19 protein-coding genes, 1 tRNA gene and 1 pseudogene are annotated in these 22,812 nt (G+C 69.6%); 8 read left to right on the plus strand and 13 right to left on the minus strand.

What is annotated here, in order from left to right; genetic code table 11:
* Positions 1 to 921 precede the first annotated feature (921 nt).
* Positions 922 to 1,260, plus strand: coding sequence for a MerR family transcriptional regulator (locus JL475_RS16250; protein ID WP_202278424.1), 339 nt, complete (start codon positions 922 to 924; stop codon positions 1,258 to 1,260).
* A 430-nt stretch (positions 1,261 to 1,690) separates the two neighbouring features.
* On the opposite strand, the gene JL475_RS16255 is transcribed toward JL475_RS16250, so the two are convergent.
* The 5 genes from JL475_RS16255 to JL475_RS16275 form a co-directional block, all read right to left on the minus strand.
* Positions 1,691 to 2,062: an SCO5918 family protein gene (locus JL475_RS16255; protein WP_202278425.1), complete on the minus strand. Its 372-nt coding sequence runs from the start codon at positions 2,060 to 2,062 to the stop codon at positions 1,691 to 1,693.
* Between the two features lie 47 nt (positions 2,063 to 2,109).
* On the minus strand, positions 2,110 to 2,514 hold the full coding sequence (locus JL475_RS16260; RefSeq protein ID WP_202278426.1) for a CBS domain-containing protein: 405 nt from the start codon (positions 2,512 to 2,514) through the stop codon (positions 2,110 to 2,112).
* A gap of 46 nt (positions 2,515 to 2,560) precedes the next feature.
* Complete coding sequence (locus JL475_RS16265) at positions 2,561 to 4,051, minus strand: DEAD/DEAH box helicase (protein WP_202278427.1); 1,491 nt, start codon at positions 4,049 to 4,051, stop codon at positions 2,561 to 2,563.
* A 273-nt stretch (positions 4,052 to 4,324) separates the two neighbouring features.
* Positions 4,325 to 4,528: a cold-shock protein gene (locus JL475_RS16270; RefSeq protein WP_004986771.1), complete on the minus strand. Its 204-nt coding sequence runs from the start codon at positions 4,526 to 4,528 to the stop codon at positions 4,325 to 4,327.
* Between the two features lie 618 nt (positions 4,529 to 5,146).
* Positions 5,147 to 5,449 carry a DUF1540 domain-containing protein gene (locus JL475_RS16275; protein ID WP_202278428.1) on the minus strand — a complete coding sequence of 101 codons (303 nt, stop codon included), beginning with the start codon at positions 5,447 to 5,449 and terminating at the stop codon, positions 5,147 to 5,149.
* A gap of 1,198 nt (positions 5,450 to 6,647) precedes the next feature.
* Here JL475_RS16275 and JL475_RS16280 point away from each other — a divergent pair.
* From JL475_RS16280 to JL475_RS16290, 3 genes and pseudogenes are all read left to right on the plus strand, one after another.
* A complete protein-coding gene (locus JL475_RS16280) occupies positions 6,648 to 7,490 on the plus strand; it encodes a DUF4397 domain-containing protein (protein ID WP_202278429.1) in 843 nt (280 codons plus the stop codon).
* 5 nt (positions 7,491 to 7,495) lie between these two features.
* Positions 7,496 to 8,182 (plus strand): class F sortase, encoded by a 687-nt coding sequence (locus JL475_RS16285; RefSeq protein ID WP_202278430.1) that lies wholly within the window; start codon positions 7,496 to 7,498, stop codon positions 8,180 to 8,182.
* Between the two features lie 56 nt (positions 8,183 to 8,238).
* Positions 8,239 to 9,071, plus strand: a pseudogene (locus JL475_RS16290) (tyrosine-type recombinase/integrase).
* Between the two features lie 68 nt (positions 9,072 to 9,139).
* Here the strand turns inward: JL475_RS16290 and JL475_RS16295 are convergent.
* The 7 genes from JL475_RS16295 to JL475_RS16325 form a co-directional block, all read right to left on the minus strand.
* Positions 9,140 to 9,215: transfer RNA gene (locus JL475_RS16295), tRNA-Arg, on the minus strand.
* 218 nt (positions 9,216 to 9,433) lie between these two features.
* Positions 9,434 to 10,423 carry a zinc-dependent alcohol dehydrogenase family protein gene (locus tag JL475_RS16300; RefSeq protein WP_202278431.1) on the minus strand — a complete coding sequence of 330 codons (990 nt, stop codon included), beginning with the start codon at positions 10,421 to 10,423 and terminating at the stop codon, positions 9,434 to 9,436.
* Positions 10,420 to 11,220: a carbohydrate ABC transporter permease gene (locus JL475_RS16305; protein WP_237407320.1), complete on the minus strand. Its 801-nt coding sequence runs from the start codon at positions 11,218 to 11,220 to the stop codon at positions 10,420 to 10,422. The genes JL475_RS16300 and JL475_RS16305 overlap by 4 nt, the downstream gene beginning before the upstream one ends.
* Positions 11,221 to 11,318: 98 nt before the next feature.
* Entirely contained in the window at positions 11,319 to 12,284 is a 966-nt protein-coding gene (locus tag JL475_RS16310; RefSeq protein ID WP_202278432.1) for a carbohydrate ABC transporter permease, read from the minus strand.
* 199 nt (positions 12,285 to 12,483) lie between these two features.
* A complete protein-coding gene (locus JL475_RS16315; protein ID WP_202278433.1) occupies positions 12,484 to 13,854 on the minus strand; it encodes a sugar ABC transporter substrate-binding protein in 1,371 nt (456 codons plus the stop codon).
* A gap of 121 nt (positions 13,855 to 13,975) precedes the next feature.
* Positions 13,976 to 14,737, minus strand: coding sequence for a DeoR/GlpR family DNA-binding transcription regulator (locus JL475_RS16320; RefSeq protein ID WP_202278434.1), 762 nt, complete (start codon positions 14,735 to 14,737; stop codon positions 13,976 to 13,978).
* A gap of 355 nt (positions 14,738 to 15,092) precedes the next feature.
* Complete coding sequence (locus tag JL475_RS16325) at positions 15,093 to 16,439, minus strand: M6 family metalloprotease domain-containing protein (RefSeq protein ID WP_202278435.1); 1,347 nt, start codon at positions 16,437 to 16,439, stop codon at positions 15,093 to 15,095.
* A gap of 347 nt (positions 16,440 to 16,786) precedes the next feature.
* Here JL475_RS16325 and JL475_RS16330 point away from each other — a divergent pair, with 347 nt between their 5' ends.
* Positions 16,787 to 17,431 carry a TetR/AcrR family transcriptional regulator gene (locus JL475_RS16330; RefSeq protein WP_202278436.1) on the plus strand — a complete coding sequence of 215 codons (645 nt, stop codon included), beginning with the start codon at positions 16,787 to 16,789 and terminating at the stop codon, positions 17,429 to 17,431.
* Positions 17,432 to 17,633: 202 nt separating this feature from the next.
* The gene (locus tag JL475_RS16335; protein ID WP_202278437.1) at positions 17,634 to 19,244 is read left to right on the plus strand and encodes an MFS transporter; all 1,611 of its coding nucleotides are present in this window, start codon (positions 17,634 to 17,636) and stop codon (positions 19,242 to 19,244) included.
* Between the two features lie 85 nt (positions 19,245 to 19,329).
* Here JL475_RS16335 and JL475_RS16340 read toward each other — a convergent pair whose 3' ends face one another.
* Positions 19,330 to 19,875 (minus strand): MarR family winged helix-turn-helix transcriptional regulator, encoded by a 546-nt coding sequence (locus tag JL475_RS16340; RefSeq protein WP_202278438.1) that lies wholly within the window; start codon positions 19,873 to 19,875, stop codon positions 19,330 to 19,332.
* Between the two features lie 156 nt (positions 19,876 to 20,031).
* Here JL475_RS16340 and JL475_RS16345 point away from each other — a divergent pair, with 156 nt between their 5' ends.
* Entirely contained in the window at positions 20,032 to 20,817 is a 786-nt protein-coding gene (locus JL475_RS16345) for a dioxygenase (RefSeq protein ID WP_202278439.1), read from the plus strand.
* A gap of 502 nt (positions 20,818 to 21,319) precedes the next feature.
* The gene (locus tag JL475_RS16350; RefSeq protein ID WP_202278440.1) at positions 21,320 to 22,318 is read left to right on the plus strand and encodes an RNA polymerase sigma factor RpoD/SigA; all 999 of its coding nucleotides are present in this window, start codon (positions 21,320 to 21,322) and stop codon (positions 22,316 to 22,318) included.
* The last annotated feature ends 494 nt before the right edge of the window (positions 22,319 to 22,812 follow it).

Consider the following 22,812-nt stretch of genomic DNA (forward strand, 5'->3'; position numbering starts at 1 on the left):
GCCATTCTCGCAGGCCAGCCCGCGAATCCGCCGACCACGTGTGCCTACCTACTGATGAAGTCGGGGTGCAGGCCTCATGTGTGCTGAATCCGTTCTGGCGGGCCCTCCTCGAGGAGAACCGTTGGGCTTGTGAAGGGGAACGCCCGGCTTGACTTCAGGGCGACGGCAAAGGCGCACTCGGCGGACCGACGTCGGGTGCGAAGCCCGGAGCCGTGCGCCTATCGCGTGGGGTGATCAGCGGATTCGCCCCAGGGGTATGGGCGGCCCGCTCTGACGCTCGTCGGTCGTGACCGTTGTCGGCCCCGCCGTGTCAGCACGGCGACCGTCCGTCGGGGGCGGTCGCCGCTCCGACGCGTCATGCCCCAGCCGAAGCCGCGCGGCTGCGGCGGCACAGGGGCCGCCGGTGTAAAACCTTTCACTCGCATGGGCTGAAATCTGTCGTGTCTGCTGTAGACATGCGTACGCGGTGAGGTTAGCGTGTCTGCTGTATCCAGGAAGTCGGTGAGGCGTGGCAGACACGAACTGCCCGCGTGGAGACAGAGGTTCTGGCACGGCGGTGGAGTGGTGGGGCCAAAGAGGGTTTCGGGCTCCCTCGCTGACCGCCGGGCCTGGTGGCCGCAGGAGGGCTGCCGGCAGTACGCAGGAGTGAGAAGTTCGTCAGAAAAAAGAGAGAAGGAGGAGGACGCCATCAGGATCGCCCGGGCGGGAAGGGTCCGCCCGGGTGCCGCAGGCCCCCGGAACGGAAGGTGGTCCCACGGTCACGCATCCGCGATCCCCGCACTCTCCGCCCCCCGTCGGGGGCCGGTGCGGAAACAGAAGGCCGGCATCGCAGTAGGCCGGTCGATGGTGTTACAAATCCCTCGGGGCCTTGGTGCCGTACGGCACCAAGGCCCCTCGACGCATTCCCCATCAGAGGTGCAGATGACCACAGACACACCGCTCGACCCAATCGACGACGACGACTACCCCGCTTACACCATGGGACGAGCAGCGGAGATGCTCGGTACCACGCCCGCCTTCCTGCGGGCCCTCGGTGAGGCCCGGCTGATCACGCCGCTGCGCTCCGAGGGCGGCCACCGTCGCTACTCCCGCTATCAGTTGCGCATCGCCGCCCGCGCCCGGGAGATGGTCGACCAGGGCACCGCCATCGAGGCGGCCTGCCGCATCATCATCCTGGAAGACCAGCTGGAAGAGGCCCGGCGCATCAACGACGAACTGCGCCGCGGGGAGGTCGGGTCCAGCCACAAGGCGGACGCCTGACCCGCACCCGCACAGCGGACGGTGGCCCACCAGGCCCGCGGCCGGCAGCCGATCAGGCTGGGCATCGCGATCCGGCCTGGGAGGGCGGTCCGAGGAGACGGGGCACCGGCGCTGCCGTGTCGACGATCAGGCCGGCCATCGAGTCTCACCGTCCGGTCCGCACGCGATGTGCCGGGCGCGCAGGCCGCGGCTCACCGGGTGTCCTTCGTGGGAGCACCCGGAACCATGGTCGCCCTCGCCCTCCTCGCGCCGGGCCGACGCGGCTGTGGCCGCGGAACCGGGCGGGTGTGCCACCCGGAGCAGGGCACAGACCGACGGCGACGCTGTAAGAGATCGCGCCAACCTGCTCGACCGGCTGACGAGGTCGGGGAAACAAGCCGAATCGGGCTTTCGCTGCTGTCCTGGTACCGGCTCGCACCTCTCCCGTCGGTCAGATGGACATGGGGGCGCCAAGCATCGCGGAAGCCCGCTGGAGCGGGTCGACGATCCTCGCCGCTGAGGCCGCTGAGGCCGCTGAGGCCGCTGAGGCCGCTGAGGCCGCTGAGGCCGCTGAGGCCGCTGAGGCCTTGGGGACAGTGCGGCAGGTGAAGCCGAGCCGGGTCATGGCCCTGAGGACTTCGCCGTCGCTGAAATCACGGCGGTCCTGGCGGGTGATGACCTGGCCGACCTGCTTGGCGGGATAGTGGCGGCGCCCGATGACCACGGAGTCGCCGGTGACCGGCTCGGGTTTGACGCCCTTCATCGCTTCCAGCACGCCGCCCTTGGTGAGCTCGAACGGAAAGCGGGCGATGACACAACGCATGATGCCTCACAAGGAGAAGGGGAAGGGGCCGACCATGGTGTGGCGGTTCAGCGGGAGAGGGCGACGACGCCCAGGGCGTTGCCGTGCTCGTCGACCACGGGCAGGGCCCCGAGCCGCCGGTGGCGCATCGCGTGCTCGGCTTCGGCCACCGTGGTCAGCGGCAAGGCGAAGGGCCCGCCGTCGTCGGAGATGTCGCGCAGGCGGACCCGGTCGGTGTATCCGGGACTGTCCCGCACGGCGGTGAGCCGGGCCTGGGTGACCAGGTCGGTGTACTGGCCGTCCTCGTCACAGACGACGAGGTGACCCGTGCGGGCGGCGGCCATGACGGACAGCGCCACCTCGACGGTCATGGCGTCCCAGACCTGAGGCCCGGCCGAGTCCATGGCATCGGCAACCGTTCTGGGCACGGCGTTGGTGCTAGTTGAGCGGGAATGCATCTGGACCAGCGTCAAGAGGTGCCTCCTGCAGAGATGTGTCAGCTTCCTGATCAAGACGGTTCTAGGCCGCGTCGGAGACGGACCGTCGTGCGGGCGCGCGCCGGGTCGCCGAAACGGAGCGGCGCCGACCGCGTGAGGTGGCGCCACGCTTGGGGCGTTCGACCACCGGTGCGGTGATGACGACAGGGATGCCGGAGGGGGCCTGGGCACCGGTGATGCGGTGCAGGGCCTCCGCGCCCGCGCGGACCTGGGTGGTGTGCGGGACGATGCCGGCCATTGCCATGAGACGGGTCATGGCGCGGCGCTGGTTCGGGGTGACCAGGGTGACGACGCTGCCGGACTCGCCGGCGCGGGCCGTGCGGCCGCCGCGGTGGAGGTAGTCCTTGTGGTCGGTCGGAGGGTCGACGTTGACGACGAGGTCGAGGCTGTCGACGTGAATGCCGCGCGCAGCGACGTTGGTCGCCACCAGCACGCTGACGTGTCCGTTCTTGAACTGCGTCAGCGTACGGGTGCGCTGCGGCTGCGACTTGCCCCCGTGGAGGGAGGCGGCCCGCACCCCGCTGTTCAGGAGGTGCTCGGTGAGGCGGTCGACGGCGTGCTTGGTGTCCAGGAACATGATCACGCGGCCGTCGCGTGCGGCGATCTCGGTGACGGCCGCGTGTTTGTCGGCGCCGTGGACGTGGAGCACATGGTGCTCCATCGTCGTGACCGCGCCGGCCGACGGATCGACGGAGTGCACGACGGGGTCGCTCAGGTAGCGGCGCACGAGCAGATCGACGTTGCGGTCGAGAGTGGCGGAGAACAGCATGCGCTGACCCCCGGGGCGAACCTGGTCGAGCAGGGCGGTGACCTGCGGCATGAAGCCCATGTCGGCCATCTGGTCCGCCTCGTCGAGAACGGTGACCAAGACCTGGTCCAGCCGGCAGTCGCCGCGCTCGATGAGGTCCTTGAGGCGTCCGGGGGTGGCGACGACGATCTCGACGCCGCGGCGCAGCGCGCCGGCCTGCCTGCCGATCGGCATCCCTCCCACCACCGTGGCCAGGCGCAGCTTCACGGAGCGGGCGTACGGCGTGAGCGCGTCGGTGACCTGCTGCGCCAGCTCACGCGTCGGTACGAGGATCAGCCCCAGCGGCTGCCGGGCCTCGGCGCGCTGCCCGGCCGTACGGGCCAGCAGGGCCAGCCCGAAGGCGAGGGTCTTGCCGGAACCGGTGCGCCCCCGGCCCAGAACGTCCCGGCCGGCGAGGGAGTTCGGCAGCGTCGCGGCCTGGATCGGGAACGGGGCGGTCACGCCCTGGGAGCCGAGCGCGGCCAGCAGCTCCGTGGGCATGGCGAGATCGGCGAAGCTCGCCGCGGCGGGAAGCGCGGGGGTGATTGTCTTCGGGAGGGCGAACTCACCCTGCACCGCGGCGGGGCGGCGGCTGTGACCGTGGGAACGAACCGGTCCGCCGGAGCGGCTCGGGGACGATGAGCCGAACCGTTTGCCGTTCTTCCCGGGGGCGGTGCTGCCGTTCCGAGCGCGGGCGAAGCGGTCGTTCGTGCGTGTGCGGTTCATGCGGAACCTTCCTCGATGCGGCGCATATCAAGGAATTCCCGAGCAGTGCGCAGCATGGAGAATTGCAAGAACGGGCCGAGTGGGAAACGAAAATAAATCGTGCGCCAAAATGTGATCGAGGGGAGATTTTCTGGTTCCCCGAAAAGGAATCCGTGTGCGTAAGTCCGCGGATTCTTCGCAGTCGTCCCGCAGGCGAAACCACTACGGGAAGTGCATACAGCTGGGGCCCGCACCCCGAAGGATGCGGGCCCCAGCTGTAAGTGCGCGCCGACGTCAGGCGGGAACGATGTTCTCGGCCGTCGGGCCCTTCTGGCCCTGCGCGATGTCGAAGCTCACCTTCTGGCCTTCGAGCAGCTCGCGGAAGCCCTGGGCGGCGATGTTCGAGTAGTGGGCGAACACGTCAGCGCCGCCGCCGTCCTGCTCGATGAAGCCGAAGCCCTTTTCTGCGTTGAACCACTTCACGGTGCCAGTAGCCATGTCTTGTCTCCTTCGGGGCAGTGAGTCGGCATCCGCACTGCACGGACGCCGTGTCGCCGCGATGATCACCCCGCCCGGAAAAAGACCGGTGCCAAAAGGCGCTTCCAGTGGCGCAGAAGCCGACTGAGAAGAACTTGGAATTCGGGAACCACAACTGCAACTGAGACCGACAGTAGCACGTTGCGGCGGTCCGTGTGAGTTGAATAATTCTGCTCCGATCGTTCCTGCAAGGAAACTGCCCGCACGGTTTCGTAAAATCCTCACCCCGCGGATGCAGATATGCTGTTGTCCAGACCCTGCTGGCCCGTAAATCCCCGACTTAGGCCATGAGGACGACGGTCCGGACTGGTGAAGGCGGACAGGTGTACCGGGGCCCATTCCGATGTGTCCCGGCCGCCGTGAGTGGCAAGTGGAGGGCGACGTCGGCGACCAGCCGCCGGTCCGGAGCGGCACGCTGCTGCGGGCACCGGCGGACCCTGCGTAGCGGTTCAGCCGCAGGACAGGCCCTGGAGGCCGACCACGCGCAGCGGGCGCTTCCGGATCGGGACGGTTGCCGGGGTTGCTGTACTTCGCTGCTGCACAGCAACCCCGGCAGTTCGCGATGGCTGCGCCCGTCGCTCAGGCCCGCGCGTAGGTGAGGCAGTCGACTTGCTCGTGCTCGTAACCGACGGTGATGGATGGGGCATGGCACTCCAGTCCGGTGTTGTGCCGACAGTCGGCCATCTTGCACGCGCCGACCCGGCCGGTGACGGACGGCTCTCCACCCTCCATGTCCGCGCTCATGAACGTGTCACAGACGGGGGTGCTGGCGTCTCCTACGGTGATCGCCACGGCGTGGCAGGTGTGGTCGTGGTTGTAGGCGCAGCTCTCGGCCGCGCATTCGCTGATGACTGGCAGTTGCATGACGGGCGTGGCTGCCATGAGGGGGCCTGCTTTCTTGAGGTGCTGTACGGGACGGTCGCCGTGGTGGTGGCCCTCCCCGGGCGACGTGGCACACCGCCGCCACGATCAACGGTCACTGCTCCGGCTTGCCGGACCGGCGCCTCAGCTCATCCACGTCCCGCCGAAGCCTGGCGATCTCCTCCTGGAGCTGTCGCAGGTGGTCCCTGATTTCCTCCGCGGTTTCCTCCGCAACTGCGGCGCGGGCGCGAGGCTCCGGCGGCGGTGCGTAAGGATGGGGTGCCGGACAGCAGCCACGGGGTGGCGGGTGCGAATGTGGACATAGTGGTGCCAGGGGTCGTGTCCACACCAACGGCTCACGGAACGCTCCCTTCCCGGTTTCCACTTTCCGCGATGTTCGGTGTGGGCGCACTTCGGCTGGGGGCAGACGGCCTGAGGCCGACAAGCCGAACGCTTCCCTCTTCCCAGAGGGATGGGGCGATCGTCCCTCTCGGTGTGGTCCGTACAGCCGTGGACGTCGACGATGATCGGAGCGGTCCCTGGCAGCCACCGGGCGCCGGGCTGGAGATCGACGACGAGGGCCACGCCGGCTGCCCCGCCCCTGGCGCACGTCTACGGTTCGCCCGGGCAAGGTTTCCGTACCGGTGAAGATCGTCGGCCACCCCCGGCTCAAGGCCATGCAGAGGTGGGCGAAGATTTTTCGCGCGACTCGTATCGCACGTCCGTCGACGCCGCCGACGGTCCAGCGGCTCCGGCCGCGGGCCTCGCCCAGGGCTCGGGCCGTCCGCCGGGCCCGAGCCGGCCCGGGGTCGGCCAGGTCGGCGTGCCGTTTCCGGTTGGGGCATACGAGGCACAAGTGGCGCGCTGCCGGGTGATGTCCCATAGTGGACCGGACGTCACAAGGAGCAGGCTGCTCGATGAAGAGCGCCTGCGTCGCCTCGCGGCGGCCGGGACCGAAGTGCTGGGCCCCGTTCAGGGACCCGCCCGGGTAGCCCGCCCTCACTTCCGACAGCACAGCTGACCTCACCAGCGGCGCCACTCCCGACAGCACCCGCGACACCGACCGCGGCCGCGTGCGACAGCACGACGGTCGCCGGACGCCGGTGAGGGGTCGCTGGACACCCGGCCGAAGAACTCGTCGCGCGATGCATCCGAGAAGCCGCTCACCCGGAAGCCGGGCCCCACGTGTGTGACCGGGGTCCCCACGAAGGGAGTTCCGATGACGAACTCGCGCAGCAGGAAGATCGCCACCGCCACCGCCAGTGCCTGCGTCCTGTCCCTCGCCGTGGCCGTCCCCGCCTCCGCGGAGGGTGCGGCGCAGGAGGACGGCAAGGCGTCCGTGTCCGTCTTCCACGGCGTTCCGGGCCTCACCGTCGACGTGTACGCCAACGGGAACGAGCTGCTTCCCGACTTCAAGCCCGGCACCCTGACCGCACCCTGGTCCCTGGACCCGGGCACCTACGACATCGAGGTCTTCGCCGACGGCAAGGGCCCCGACGGCGAGCCCGCCATCCGGAAGAGCGTCGAGATCCCGGCCGGGGCGAACGCCACGCTCGCAGCCCACCTCGACGCACAGGGCACCCCCGTGCTCACCGCGTTCGTCAACGACACCTCCAAGGTCCCGGCCGGCCAGTCGCGGCTGACCGTCCGTCACGTGGCCGCGGCACCCGCCGTGGACGTCCGCGCGGGCGGCAAACCGATCATCGAGGGCCTGACCAACCCGAACGAAAAGTCGCTCGAGGTGCCCGCCGGCACGGTGAACGCCGATGTCGTCCTGGCCGGGACCGACACCGTGGTCATCGGCCCTGCCGACCTCGACCTCGCCGAGGGCGCCAACACGGTCGTCTACGCCTGGGGCAGCGCCAAGGACAAGAATCTCGCGCTGAAGACGCAGACGATCAGCAGCATGGAGTCCGCGCCGCGCGGTGTGAACGCCGGTGAGAGCGGCGCGATGGCCGCCGACAACGAGTCCGCCACCCTCTGGCTCGCCTGGGGCGCCACGGGTGCCGTCGCGGTCGCCGGTCTGCTGGCCGCCCGCCGCCGGTACACCCGGAGCGACTGACGGCCATGCCTCCCTCCCCCAGGGGCGGGCGGCCCTCCGCGGCGGCCGTCAAGGCCGCCGCGGTGGTCGCCGTCGTCCTGGCGGCGCTGCTGTTCTGGTCGCTGTGGCCGTCCGGAGCCTCGGTGCCGTCGGACTTCGGCACCCGGCCGAGGGCCCAGGAGCCCACGGCCAGGCCCTCGGCCGGGGTCCACGACAGTGGGCCGGGCGAGACGGAGAACGCGTCCGGCCCCGTACCCGAGCCGACGGCGCTGCGCGTCCCACGGGTCTCTCTGGACGCCCGGCTCCAGGACGTCGGCGTCAAGGACGACGGAACGGTGGAGATCCCCGACAGCGTGGGGCAAGCCGGCTGGTACCGCTACGGCCCCGCGCCGGGCGCCCCCGCCGGATCCGCCGTCCTCATCGGCCATGTGGACCACCGCACCGGCGACCTGGGTGCTTTCGCCAAGCTGTACGAGGTCCGGAAGGGCGACGACGCGACCGTCACCCGCGAGGATGCGCCCCCCGTGAGGTACAAGGTGACGGCCCGCGAGGTGGTCGACAAGGACAGGCTCCCCGACGAGGTGTTCCGGCGCCACGGACGGCCGGTCCTGACCCTGGTCACCTGCGCGCCCCCGTACGACCGCGAACGCGGCGGCTACCAACGGAACTTGCTGGTGTACGCCGTTCTCGCCCAGGAGCGCGACCAGGGGTGACCGGCAACGAGGCCCACGGCCAGGACCCCCGCCGACGAACTGGAGGCGGTGGCCTGATGGGCCATCAGCGCAAGCGGAACCCCAACGGCGCCGGCACCATCACCAAGCGCAAGGACGGCCGCTTTCAGTGCGCGGTCCACGTCCTCCAGCCGGACGGCACCCGTGCCCGCAAGTTCGCCTACGGCAAGACCTGGGCCGAGTGCGATGCCAAGCGTCGGGAACTGCTCGACAAGGTCGACCAGGGCGTGCCCGTGCCGACCCGGTCGGCCAGGCTCGCCGAGTGGCTGCCGTACTGGCCGGACAACGTCATCAAACCCCGGCGCAAGCTCAGCACGTACGACAAGTGCGAAGCGCACGTCCGGCTCTACCTGGTGCCGCTCCTCGGCGCGAAGCGGCTCGAATCGCTGGGCGTCGCCGCCGTGCGCCGCTTCCTGGTCCGCCTGGAGGAGAAGACCACTGCGGCGACGGCCAAGGAGGCACACCGCGTGCTGCGTTCGGCGCTGTCCTCGGCGTGCCGCGAGGAGCTGATCACGCGGAACGTCGCCAGGCTCGTCGAGCCTCCTCAGCGGGGGAGACCTGGCGCGAGTCGGGCTACGTCTTCACCACCCGCACCGGCCGCCCGATCGAGCCGCGGAACGTCTACCGGTCCTTCACCCGCGTCGCCCGGTCCGCCGGCCTCCGGGTGATCCGGCTGCACGACGCCCGGCACGGCGCGGCCACACTCTTCACGGTGGCCGGGGTCGCACCCCGCGTGGTGATGGAGATCCTGGGGCACTCCCAGATCAGCATCACCATGGATGTCTACACGCACGTCGTGCAGGACACGCAGCGCGAGGCCATGAGCCCCATGGACCGGCTGCTCAGGAAGAGGCGTCCCGGTCGTCGGTGACCGTCCTCGTTGATGTCAGACGTGGATGTCGAAGGCCCCGGACCGTGATCGGTCCGGGGCCTTCGCGCTGGTGCCCCCGGCAGGATTCGAACCTGCGACACCCGCTTTAGGAGAGCGGTGCTCTATCCCCTGAGCTACGAAGGCGAGGGCGTCCCCCGTGAGGAGGTGAGCCCACTGGTCGGACATGGTGCGCGGTGCTCCGCGGTCTTGCTCGGTTGCGTGGCGCGGCGTACCGATGACCGACCAGGGACAGCGTAGCGGATACGTGCCGGTGAGGGTCGTCGGTATAGGGCAGGGAGTGGGGGCGGGGCCCGGGATGGCAGGGTGTCCCGCCCGGGCCCCGCCCGCCCCACTCGTCCCCGTCAGGGTGTGATGAGGATCTTTCGGCCCTGGCCCGCTGCGAACTGGGCCAGTGCCTCCGGGTAGCGGTCGAGTGGGATGCGGTCGCTGATGAAGACGTCCGGGTCGAGTACTCCGGTGGCGAAGAGGTCCGCGGCGCGTTCGAAGCTGTGCAGGACGGCCATGGAGCCGGTGATGGTGATCTCCTGGTTGTAGATGCGGTACGGGTCGATCGTCACGCGGGTCGCGTAGTCGGCGACGCCGAACTGCAGGAAGGTGCCGGCCTTGGCCACGCGGTCCAGGCCGTCCTGGATGGCGGCCGCGTTGCCGGTCGCGTCGATGACGACCTCCCAGCCGTTCGGCCGCTGGAACTCCTCCGCCGAGGCGGCCGCCCTCGAGCAGCCCAGCTTCTCGGCGGTGGCGAGGCGTTCGGGGTTGACGTCGATGACGTCCACGGAGGCGGCGCCGGTGCGTTTGGCGAGCTCCAGCATCATCAGGCCCATGGTGCCGCTGCCGTAGATGAGCACATGCGCTCCCACCTTGGCGTTGAGCACGTCGTATCCGCGGACCGCGCAGGACAGCGGTTCGATGAGGGCGGCGTCGGCCGTTTCGACGTGGTCGGGCAGCTTGACGCAGTTGGCGACGGGGGCGACGGCGTACTCCGCGGCGCCGCCGGTGACGGTGACGCCGATCGCGGCCCACCTCTCGCAGAGGTTGTTGCGGCCGTGGCGGCAGTAGCGGCACTCGTTGCAGTACAGGGAGGGGTCCACGGCGACCCGGTCGCCGACGGAGAGTTCGGTCACCGCGCTGCCGACGCCGACGACCTCCCCGGCGAACTCGTGGCCGGGGACGATGGGCAGCTTCGGCGCGAACTCGCCCTGGAGGATGTGCAGGTCCGTCCCGCACAGCCCGCAGGCGGCCACGTCCACCACGACGTCGCGAGGTCCCGGGGTGGGGTCGGGGACCGTGGTGACGGTGACCTTGCCGGGGGCTTCGATGAGGGCGGCTTTCACTTGACTGCTCCTAGGGACAGACCGCGGACCAGCTTGTCCTGGGCGGCCCAGCCGGCGATGAGGACGGGCAGGGACACCAGGGTGGCGGCGGCGCACAGACGGGCGAGGAAGAGGCCCTCGTTGGTGATGAACCCGACGAGGAACACCGGGGCGGTGGAGGCGTTGGTGGCGGTGAGGTTGACGGCGAACAGGAACTCGTTCCAGCTGAAGATGAAGCAGATCAGCGCGGTGGCGGCGACGCCGGGCATGGCGACGGGGGCGACGATGCGCAGCAGCACGGTGGGGAGTCCGGCGCCGTCGACCTCGGCGGCCTCCAGGATCTCCTTGGGGACTTCGGCGAGGAAGGAGCGCATCATCCACACCGCGATCGGCAGGTTCATGGCGGTGTAGAGGACGATCAGCGTCCAGACGTTGTCCAGCATCCCGGCGTCCTTGGCGATCAGGTACACCGGCAGCAGCGCCGCGATGACGGGCAGGAACTTCGTCGACAGGAAGAAGAACATCACGTCGGTCCACTTCTCGACCGGCTTGATGGACAGCGCGTAGGCCGCCGGAATCGACAGGGCGAGGACGAGGAGCGTCGAAATGACGCTCGCCATGGCCGAGTTGAGAAGGTACGGCGTGATGTCCCGGCCCAGCAGCAGTTCGTACTGGTCCAGGGTGAAGGGCGCGAGCAGGCTGGGCGGGTTGGTGGCGGCGTCGGCCTCCTGGTGGAAGCTGGTCAGCACCATCCAGGCCACCGGGGCGAAGAAGACCAGGGTGGCGAGCCAGGCGACGAAGGCCCACACCGGGCTCAGCCGCGGTGAGTCGCCCTGACCGCCCTGGTCGCCCTTGCGGCGGAGGAACTTCTTGAGCCCGGCCGCGGGAGCGGCGGCCGGCGCCGCTTGGGTGGTGGTCACCGGGAGACCTCCTCGCGGAACAGCGACGCGATGGTGCGCAGGGCGAACGTGGCGACGACGATGGAACCGATCACCACGACCACGCCGGCGGCGGCCGCCTCGCCGTACTCGTACTTGCGGAACATGGTCAGGTAGATCTCGTAGGGGAGGTTGGTGGTCTGCGAGCCGGGGCCGCCCTGGGTGATGGTGAAGACCGCGTCGAAGGTCTGCACGACGTAGATGGTGCCGAGCAGGACGCCCAGTTCGATGTACTGCCGCAGGTGGGGCAGGGTGATGTGACGGAAGGTCTGCCGGGCCGAGGCGCCGTCGACCCGGGCGGCCTCCAGCACGTCGCCGGGCTGGGCCTGGAGCCCGGCCAGCAGGATGAGCATCATGAACGGGGTCCACTGCCACACCAGCGCGACGACGACGGCCGGCATCGCGGAGTTCGACACCCAGTCGACGGTGGGGCCGTTCTCGGCTCCGAAGAGGCGGTACACCGCGTTGAGGGTGCCGTTGAGGAGGCCGTAGTCGGGGTTGTAGATGGCGTGCTTCCACAGCAGCGCGGCGGCGACGGGCATCACCAGGAACGGTGTGATGAGCAGGGTGCGGGCCAGTCCCCGGCCGGGGAAGCGGCGGTCGAGGAGGAGCGCCAGCCCCAGTCCGAGGACCACACTGAGGATCACCACCGAAGCGGTGAGCACGATGGTGTTCAGTACCGCCGTGCGCAGCCTCTCGTCGGTGAAGACGAAGCCGTAGTTGGACAGGCCGGTGAAGTGCCGTTCGCCCGGCTTGAGGATGTTCCACTGGAAGGTCGAGATGACGAGCGTGGCCACGAACGGCAGCTGGGTCACGACGATCGTGAAGACCAGCGCCGGCAGCAGGGGGATGCGCCGCCGCCATCTGTGCGGTGTTTCCCGCTTGCCTGGCCGGTGCGGAGGGTCTGTGCGCACCGCTCGGGGTGCGGGAGTGAGCGTGGTCATGAGGGGTCCTTGAGCCGGCCGGTCGCAGCCGATCGCGGCCGGGGATGGGGAAGCGGTGCCCGGTCGGCCGAGGGCTGACGGGCAGCGTCCGCCGATGCGGTGGGAGTGCGTGCCGGGCACCGCGACGGGGGCGGACGCTGCCCGTCAGGTCTCCGGTGTCCGACGGGCGGGAGGAGTCACCGGAGAGTCACCGGGGGAGTCACCGGTAGTTCTTGGCGACTTCCTCCGCGAGCTTCTGGCCGTTGTCCAGGGCCTTGTCCACGCTGGTCTTGCCCGCGATGGCCGCGGAGATGTCCTGCGTCACCTTGGTGCCGAGGTCCTGGAACTCGGGGACGGCCACGAACTGGACGCCCACCGTGGGCCGCGGCTGCACACCGGGGTTCGTCGGGTTCGCCTGCTCGATGGACTTGACGGTGATGTCGCCGAAGGCCGCCGACGCCTCCTTGTACTGGGGGATCTCATAGGTGCTGGCCCGCTTCCCGGCGGGAACGCGCGACCAGCCCAGCTTCTCGCCGACGAGCTTCTCGTACTCCTTGCCGGACGCCCAGAGCATGAACTTCGAGGCGGCGTCGGCCTTCTTGGTGGTCTTCGGCATCGCCCACGCCCAGGTCCACAGCCAGCCGGAGCTGTCCGTCCTGTCCACCGGCGCGTAGGCGTAGCCGACCTTGCCCGCGATCTTGCTGGAGCTGGGGTCCTCCAGCGGTCCCGCCGCACTGGTCGCGTCGTACCACATCGCGACCTTGCCCTGGCTCATCGCGTTGAGGCACTCGGTGAACCCGGACTGCGCGGCGCCCGACTGACCGTGCTTCCTGACCAGATCGACGTAGAAGTCGGTCGCCTTCTTGAACTCGGCGCTGTTGACCTGGGCCTTCCAGTCCTCGGTGAACCAGGTGCCGCCGAAGGTGTTGACCACGGTCGACAGTGACGCGCCGAGTTCGCCCCAGCCGGCCAGGCCGCGCAGACAGATGCCCTTCATACCGGGGCGCGCGCCGTCGGCCTCGGCGGCGATGTCGGCGATCTGCTGCCAGGTCGGCCTCTCGGGCACGGTGATGCCCTTCTCCGCCATGACCTCCTTGTTGTACATGAGGAAGGACGACTCGCCGTAGAACGGAAGCGCGTACAGCTTGTCGTCGTCGCCGGACAGGGACTGGACCATGGGCTTGAGCAGGTCGTCCTTGTCGAAGGCGGAGTCCTTCTCGGCGTAGGAGCTCAGCTCCTGCAGCCAGCCGTTCTCGTTCCAGATGGGCACCTCGTAGGCGCCGATGGTGGCGACGTCGTACTGGCCGGCCTGGGTGGCGATGTCCTGGGTGACCTTGTCGCGCAGTTCGTTCTCGGGAAGGATCGTGAAGTTGACCTTGATGCCGGTGTCCTTGGTGAAGGTGTCCTTCGTCAGCTTCGCTATGTCCTCCATCTGCGGGTTGCCGACCATGAGGACGTTGATGCTCTCGCCTCCGGCTTCCGAACTCGACCCGCCGGCCCCGCTGCACGCGGCCAGCAGTGAACCGGCGGAGACGGCGACGAGCACGGCGCGGGTGGTTCTCCGGACTCGGGTGGTCTGGTGGGTGGGCATGGTTGGCTCCAGAGGTGTTCGAGGGCGTGGAAGGCCCGCGCCCGGTCGGGCGAGTGGCGAGTGCGTGGTGAGTGGTGCGTGGTGGGTGGTGCGTGGCGTGTGTGGAGGGGAGAGCCGCGGGTCAGGCCCGGATGACCTGTGGTCCCAGGAGGACGTAGCGACGGGCTTCGGAGGCGGGGAGCCCGGTGTCGGTGACGATCGCCTCCAGGTCCCCGATCCCGGCGAAACGGCAGAAGCTGGCCGCTCCGAACTTGCTGTGGACGCCCGAGAACACCCGGCGTCGGGAAACGGCCATGACCCGTGTCTTCACATCGCTCACCGCGGGGTTCGGAGTGGTGAGCCCCCATTGGCGGGAGATGCCGTTCGCGCCGACGTAGGCCAGGTCGATGACGAGGTCGGACAGCGTGTGGGTCACCCAGTGGTCGACGGTCGCCAGCGTGGCGCCGCGGACGCGGCCTCCGAGCAGCAGCACGGTGATGTTCTCGACGGAGGCCAGGGTGCCGGCCGCGGCGAGGGAGGAGGTGATCACGGTCAGCGGCCGGTCGCGCGGCAGGCCGGCGGCGATGAGCTGCGGGGTGTAGCCCTCGTCGATGTACACCGTCTTCGCGTCACCGAGCAGCTCCACGGCTGCGGCGGCGATCCGCGACTTCTCCCTGACCTGGCTGGTGGTGCGGTAGGAGAGCGTCGTCTCGAAACCGGCGCTCTCGACGGGGTAGGCGCCGCCGTGGGTCCGTCGCACCAGCCCGTGAGCCGCCAGCAGGTTCAGGTCGCGCCGTACGGTTTCCTTGGAGATGCCCAGGTCGGCGGCCGTCCTGGCGACGTCCACCGAGCCGTCCCGGCGCGTCACTTCCAGGATGGAGCGTCGGCGTTCTTCGGCGTCCACGGTGACACCCCCCTGCACGACTCAGGCCGACACCCGGTCGGGCCGTTTCCGGTGTGGCGCGATCGCGCCCCACAGAGTCCGTCCGTTCGGACTCTTGCGGACTATTTATGGCTACGCCCAGGGTTATGACCAGGCAAAACGTCATGCGTTCCGTGACCGGATGTGCCCGCTTCGCGGGGCCTGTTCCCGCAGACAGGGGCCTTCTTCGGCCAAAAACGGAGCATGATCCTCACCCGGTCCGCCCGGAACGGTGCCCGTTCGCTGCCCGCTTCCTTTCCGCGCCGCCTGTTTTCCGACGGTGGAAGTGAGCCCCCGCCCGCCCGGCCGGGCATCCGCGAGGGCCTCGGACGAGGGTTCAGCCTCGGGTGATCCGCACTCGGTACTCCGGCGTTCTCGAGCCCGATCCGGAGCCGGAACCGGAGCCCGTGTCAAAGGCCGAGTCCGTGTTCGGGGTGGTCGGCTCCAGCACCTTGACGCGGATTCCCGCCTTGCGGTCGATGAAGGTCTCGCCGGGGGTGAAGGTGGCGTCGGAGAGTTCCGCGTGGACGTTGGGGCTACGGGTGCAGCCGCCGCTGCCCCGGCGGGAGTCGTAGACGGTGACGGGACCCATTCCGGTGTCGACGTCCGCGTCGACCTTGTAGATGAGGACGCCGGGGCGGCACACCGCCTCGTCGTTGCCCGCCCGGGTACGGAACTCGACGGCGTAGCCGGAGCCGGTGTCCAGCGGGAGGAAGACGAGTTTCGGGCCGCCCGACTCGGCCAGCGGCGTCAGGGTGTGCTCGCTGGTGCCCTTGCCCGCCGCGCAGTGCACCTGGGGCGCGTCCAGCCAGCCCAGTTTCCACTTGTGCCAGCCGAGCAGGTCGTTGTTGGCGCCCCAGTCCTCGCTCATGATGTCCCAGTGGCCCACGGCGCCACCGCCCTCGGCCGTGTAGAGGTCGGGCAGGCCGAAGACGTGGCTGTTCTCGTGGGGGAGGACGCGGTAACCCGTGCGGTCCAGGGAGCCGGAACCGTCGTCCTGGCGGGAGTAGACGAACGACGCGTTGGCGACGGGGACGCCGTCCGCCGTCGGGGCCTCCGCGTTGCCGGCGAAGGTCACCGACAGGACCGTGTCCAGGGCGGAGGGCCCCGCGTTCGGGGTCACCAGTACGTTCACCAGGTCGTACGCACCGAAGTCCACCTTCGGATCCGCCTCCGCCACGAGGTCCCGGACCAGTTCGCGGTAGTCGGGGTCGAAGGGGGCGCCGCGCTCTATGCCGTAGTCCCGGAACGACTTGGGCATCCGCAGCCAGCCGGATATCGGCAGCTCGGGGCGGTAGTCGAGGCGGCCGTAGGAACTGGTCCGGAACCACTCCTGCGTCTGCGGGAAGAACTCCCGGTAGCGGTCGAGGGCATCGCCCTCGCCGGGGGCGTCCGAGAAGTCGATCATGAGGGTGAGGGCGCGGACGGTGCCGGTGGAGCGGGCGTAGCCGGCTTCCGTGGGGATGCCCTCCGACATCTGCACCTCGCGGGCGCTGCTGATCATGCACGGGCCGTGTGAGGAGGTGGGGGCCAGGGCGCTGGGGCCGGCGCCGGGGGCCGAGGTGTACGGGGAGAGGTGGCCGTTGCCGGCCGAGGGTATGGCGGTGAGGGTCAAAGCGGTCACGGACGCCAGGGCGGCCAGTCGGCGCGGGGATATCCGGCTGCTGGTCGACTGCGACTGCATGCGGGGGACCTCCGCTCCACACGGCAGCCGCCGGTCTCCGGCTGCACCCTTTCGATCACCCTCTGTCGCGGGGTACGCGGACGCGCGTTGGAGGGGCCGATCGTGCGGTTTCCGGGCGGGAGGGAGGGAGGGGAGAGGGGAGAGGCGGCGGCGGACGTCCGCGTGGGTGTGACTCAGTTCACATCGAGAGTTTCCCGGGTGGGAAATAAGCGGGGACTGCTTCCCCGTTTGGATCTGTGTTCGCGTGAAACGGGGAGTTCTTCCCCGGATCGCGAGAGCGGGCAGAACATCAGCGAGCAGAGCGCCGGTGAGCAGAGCGTCGGCGAGCAGAACGACAGGAGTGCATCGTGCGGACCGCCCCTTCCATATCGCGCAAGGTGTCCCGGCCCCGTGCCGACGCCCTGCGCAACCGGGAGCGGATCGTCACCGCCGCCCGGGAGATGTTCGTCGAGTTCGGCCCCGACGTGCCGTTCGACGACATCGCCCGCCGGGCCGGCGTGGGCAATGCCACGGTGTACCGCAACTTCCCCGACCGCGACGCGCTGGTGCGCGAGGTCGTGTGCGCCGTGATGGACCGTACGGCGGAGGCGGCCGAGCGTGCACTCGCCGAGACCGGGGATGCCTTCGAGGCGCTGGAGCGCTTCGCGCACACCGCCGCCGATGAACGGATCAGCGCGCTGTGCCCGATGATCGCCGGCACCTTCGACCAGAACCACCCCGACCTGGGGGCCGCACGTGTACGTGCCGAGGGGCTCGTCGCACAGATCATGGACCGCGCCAAGGCCGCGGGTCAGCTCCGTGCCGACGTGGACTTCGGTGATCTGCTGGTCGGTATCGCCCAGCTCAGCCGGCCGCCGGCCGGTACGGGGTGCCTCGACGCCGACCGGTTCGTCCACCGCCATCTTCAGCTGTTCCTGGACGGGATGCGGGCCCCGGCCCGCGGCGTCCTGCCGGGCGCGGCGGTGACCGTGGAGGACCTGCGCGCGCGTTGAGCGCTCCCTGACCGAGATTCGATCCGAGTTCCAGACCGACTTTCAGGCCGAGTTCCAGACCGAGTTCCAGCCGAGTTCCAGACCGAGATCCGTAGAGCTGCCTCAGCGGCCGTCCTCCGTGGGCGAGTCGTTCCCTGACGACATCGTTTTTTCATCGCAAGCTCTGAATTTTCCGTCACGAAGTCCCGAAGTGGGTATCCCCATGACTGAAACAGCGTCAAAGTCCCCCGGCGTACCGGGAGCACGGAACACGCCAGGAGCACAGAACTCACCGGATGCACGGAACGCACCGGACGCCAACCGCTGGAAAGCGCTCGTCTTCATCGCGCTCGCCCAGCTGATGGTCGTCCTGGACGCCACCATCGTGAACATCGCCCTGCCCTCCGCCCAGCAGGACCTGGGCATCTCCGACGGCAACCGGCAGTGGGTCGTCACGGCCTACGCCCTCGCCTTCGGCGGACTGCTCCTCTTCGGTGGGCGGATCGCCGACCTGTGGGGCCGCAAGCGGGCCTTCGTGCTCGGCCTGAGCGGCTTCGCCGCGGCCTCCGCGCTGGGCGGCGCGGCCACCGACGAGGCCATGATGTTCGGCGCCCGCGCGCTGCAGGGCGTGTTCGGCGCGCTGCTCGCGCCGGCCGCGCTGTCCCTGCTCGCGGTGATGTTCACCGACGGCAGGGAGCGCGCCAAGGCGTTCGGCATCTACGGTGCGATCGCGGGTGGCGGTGGCGCCGTCGGCCTGATCCTCGGCGGTTTCCTCACCGAGTACCTGGACTGGCGCTGGACGTTCTTCGTGAACATCCCGTTCGCCGTCGTCGCCGCGGCCGGCGCGTACTTCGTCATCCGTGAGCCGAAGGGCGGCCGCAACCGCTCGCCGCTGGACATCCCCGGCGTGGTGCTGTCCACCCTGGGCCTGGTCGCGCTCGTCTACGGCTTCACCCGCGCCGAGTCCGAGGGCTGGAGCGACTCGCTGACCGTCGGCATGTTCGTCGCGTCGGCCGTCCTGCTCCTGACGTTCGTCCTGGTCGAGTCCCGGGTCAGGGCGCCGCTGCTGCCGCTGCGCGTGATCACCGAGCGCAACCGCGGCGGGGTCTACCTCTCACTCGGGCTGGCGGTCATCGCGATGTTCGGCCTGTTCCTCTTCCTGACCTACTACCTGCAGGTCGTGAAGGGCTACTCGCCGGTCAGGACCGGCTTCGCCTTCCTGCCGATGGTCGCGGGCATGATCACGGGCTCCACCCAGATCGGCGCCCGCCTGATGACCCGGGTCGCGCCCCGGCTGCTGATGGGCCCCGGCTTCCTGGTCGCCGCCGTCGGCATGCTGCTGCTGACCCGGATGGAGATCGGCACCTCCTACGTCGCCGTGCTGCTGCCCGGCATGCTGCTGCTCGGTCTCGGCATGGGTACGGCGTTCATGCCGGCCATGTCGCTGGCCACCCAGGGCGTCGAGCCCCGGGACGCAGGCGTCGCCTCCGCGATGGTCAACACCTCGCAGCAGGTGGGCGGCGCGATCGGTACGGCCCTGCTGAACACGATCGCGGCCTCGGCCACCACGTCCTACATCGCCGACCACATCGGCGGCGCCGCGAGCCGGTCCCAGCAGCAGGTGGTGCGGCTCGAGGGCATGGTGCAGGGCTACACCAGCGCGATCTGGTTCGCCGTCGGCATCCTCGTCCTGGCCGCGCTCGTCGCCCTGGCCCTGGTCGACGCGGGCCGCCCGGGAACCACGGTCACCGGGTCCTCCGACGGGGCCGGCCGGGGTGCGGGGGGCGCCGAGGGCGCTCAGGAGGAAGCGGCGGTGCCGGTCGTCGCCCACTGACCGGCCGCCCTTTCGGGCCACCCGTACGGATGAGGAGGGGACGCCTCGTCCGTACGGCTCCCAGGACCTGCCCCGGCTCCCGCGCTCAGCGGAGCCAGGGCAGGTCCGCACCCGCTTCGCTGGGCTGGAGTCCCTCGGCGACGATCTCCATGATCTCGCCGAGGGACTTCTGCTGTTCGGGGGTGAGCCGGTCGAGGAGCGCCTGCCGCACGGCGTTCACGTGACCGGGCGCGTGCCGGCGCAGCACCTCGAAACCCTCGTCCGTCAGTACGGCGAACTGGCCGCGCTTGTCGGAGGGGCACTCCTCGCGGCGCACCCAGCCGTTCTTCTCCAGGCGGGCCACGGCGTGCGAGAGCCGGGAGCGGGTGATCTTCGCCAGCATCGCCAGCTCGGTCATCCGCAGCCGCCGCTGCGGTGCCTCGGCGATTTTGACCAGCAGGCTGTAGTAGAGGTGCGGCATGCCCGCGTCCCGCTGGAGCTGGCGGTCGAGGTGGTCCTCCAGGAGGGTGCTGGCCTCGATGTACGAGCGCCAGACGCGCTGTTCCTCGTCGTTGAGCCAGCGCGGTTCGTCGGTGTGCGCCGGGCCGGGGGCCGACCCCGGGGCCGATGCGGAGGTGGGTGCCGTCGTCATGTACTCCACTGTACGACGCTTCTGCTTGAAGGTTAAACAAAATTACGATAGGGTTTGTGGAAGAGGTTGAGGTTTCAAGTAAAAACCGTGCCAGCCCATGGCAGTCCGTGTCAGTCCATGACGGATCTGCGCCGATCACCGGAAGGAGTCGCAGCCATGACCGCCGCCACTCAGGAACGCATGCCCGCGCTGTACCTCAGCCACGGCGCCCCGCCGCTGGCCGACGACCCCATCTGGCCCGGTCAGCTGGCCGCCTGGTCCGCCGGACTGCCCCGCCCGAAGGCGATCCTCGTCGTCTCCGCCCACTGGGAGGAGGCCCCGCTCGCCCTCGGCGCCACCGAGACGGTCCCCCTCGTCTACGACTTCTGGGGCTTCCCCGAGCACTACTACCAGGTGAAGTACGGCGCCCCCGGCGCTCCCGCGCTCGCCGAATCCGTACGCAAGCTGCTGCGCGCCCCCGGTACTCCTGTGCAGGACGTTCCCGACCGGGGGCTGGACCACGGCGCCTACGTCCCGCTGGTCGAGATGTTCCCCGGGGCCGACATCCCGGTGCTCCAGGTCTCCATGCCCACGTTGGACCCGGTGAGGCTCATGGACATCGGGCGGAAGCTCGCGCCGCTGCGTGACGAGGGTGTGCTGATCATCGGTTCCGGTTTCTTCACCCACAACCTGGCCGCGCTGCGGCAGGGCGGCATCCCCAGGTGGTCGGTGGAGTTCGACGACTGGGGGAACCGGGCCCTGGACGCCGGTGACGTGGACGGGCTGCTCGACTTCACCCGCAAGTCCCCGGCGGGCGCGCTCGCCCACCCGCGCACCGAGCACTTCGCACCGCTCTTCGTGACCATGGGCGCCGCGGACGCCGCCGGCGACCTGGACACGCAGAAGTCGGTGATCGACGGGTTCTGGCTGGGGCTGGCGAAGCGGTCGGTCCAGTTCGGCTGAGGGCAGCGGTCGCAGTCGCGGTGACGGGCGACGGGTGGCGGGTGGCGGGCGACCGGAGCGCCCGGTGCCCGCCACCCGTCGCCGTTCGGAGCGACTCCGTGACAACCGTCGGACGGTACGGACCGCCTACAGGGAGGAGAGCAGTCCGGGGCGGGGCGGTACTCCTCCGGAGTGAGGACCACGGTGTCGAACGTGATTACCGTCTCACGCGCGTACCGGTCCTACGGATCGACGAGTGGTGTCAGATCACCCTCGGCCCCAGGCCTGACCTGGGCGTTCGCAGGAGGCGACGGCATCCGCGCCCCCTGCGGCCCGACAGGGTACTGCATGATCAGAAAATTCGGGGGGCAGGTTGGGAATTCTGTCCGGATTCCAGTCGTTGTTTCCAGCAGATGCCGGGCACTCGAGCAGAGTCCGCATGAGACCGAGACGCAGACCTGACCGTACGTGTCGAGTATCCGCAGGAACCACCCGCTGACCTCATCATCGTAAGGGAGCAAGCATGGCAACCCGTGCCGTCGCCCGTCGTAAGTCCGCCTCCGGCGAGACGGCCGACTCGGCAAGCAGTGTTCGCGCCCATCGCGGCGAGATAGCCGACCGTGACCTGGTCGGGATGTACCTCGACGAGATCGCGCGCACGCCGCTGCTCGACGCAGCCAAGGAAGTCGAGCTGTCCCAGATCATCGAAGCGGGTGTGTTCGCACGGCAGATCCTCGACGGCACCGAGGAGAACACGGTGGGGGCCACCACCGAGGAGCTCCAGGAGCTGTACGACGCGAGTGAGCGGGCCAAGGACGTCTTCATCCGTTCCAACCTGCGTCTGGTCGTCGCGGTCGCCCGCCGCTACCCCCGCAGCGGTCTGCCGCTGCTGGACCTGATCCAGGAGGGCAACGCCGGCCTGGTGCGCGCGGTCGAGAAGTTCGACTACCGCAAGGGCTTCAAGTTCTCCACCTACGCCACCTGGTGGATCCGTCAGGCCATCACGCGGTCGATCGCCGACCAGTCCCGCACCATCCGCCTGCCCGTCCACCTGGTGGAGGAGCTGGGCCGGATCCGGCGCGTGCAGCGCGAGTTCAACCGCGAGCACGGCCGGGACCCCGAGCCCACGGAGATCGCCGCCGAGCTCGGCTCCACCCCGGAGCGGGTGACGGACGTGCTCGACTGGGCCCGCGACCCGGTCTCGCTGAACATGTCGGTGGACGACGAGGGCGAGACCCAGTTCGGCGACCTCCTGGAGGACACGTCGGCGGTGTCGCCGGAGCAGTCGGTGATGACGCTGCTGCGCAGCGAGGAACTGGACGACCTCATCGGCCGCCTCGACCAGCGCACGGCCTCCATCATCAAGATGCGGTACGGCATCGAGGACGGCCGGGAGCGCACGCTGACCGAGGTCGGCAAGCAGCACGGCCTGACCCGTGAGCGCATCCGCCAGATCGAGAAGCACGCGCTGCTGGAGCTGAAGAAGCTGGCCCGCGACACCGGTTTCGACGCGGTGGCGTAGTGCCGGCGCGGAGCAGGAGTGTTGTGCCGTCGCCGTGAGTGCCGGATGGTGGAAGACGGCGCAAACCTGACGCCGTGACACTGCTTCAACTCCCCGGGCCCAGGGAACAAGAAGGCAAGGCCCAGGAGTTCGGGTCTCGGGGTCTCGGCCCCCTGGGCCTTTCGGACCACGTCCCGTCGCACCACCCCCCCCGGCGCCGGGACTTCCCGAGCCGGGTTCGGCGCCCTCCCCCCGGGTGCCGAACCCGGCTTTTCCCGTGCCCACCGGAACCCCCACCGGACGGACGGAAAAGAGCGGGCCACCCCGAACCTGAACCCCGGGGTGGCCCACCAGATGGCAGATTGTGCCACATGGGCATAGCCTGCTGGGCGTGAGCAGCACCACCCCCACACCTTCGACGCCTTCGGTGACAGCAGCGTCATCGGAGGTCTCGGCCCCGCAGACCCCGCAGACCCCGCAGACCCCGCAGACCCCGCAGACCCCGCAGACCCCGC

Source organism: Streptomyces sp. M2CJ-2, from assembly GCF_016757295.1.
Taxonomy (GTDB): domain Bacteria; phylum Actinomycetota; class Actinomycetes; order Streptomycetales; family Streptomycetaceae; genus Streptomyces.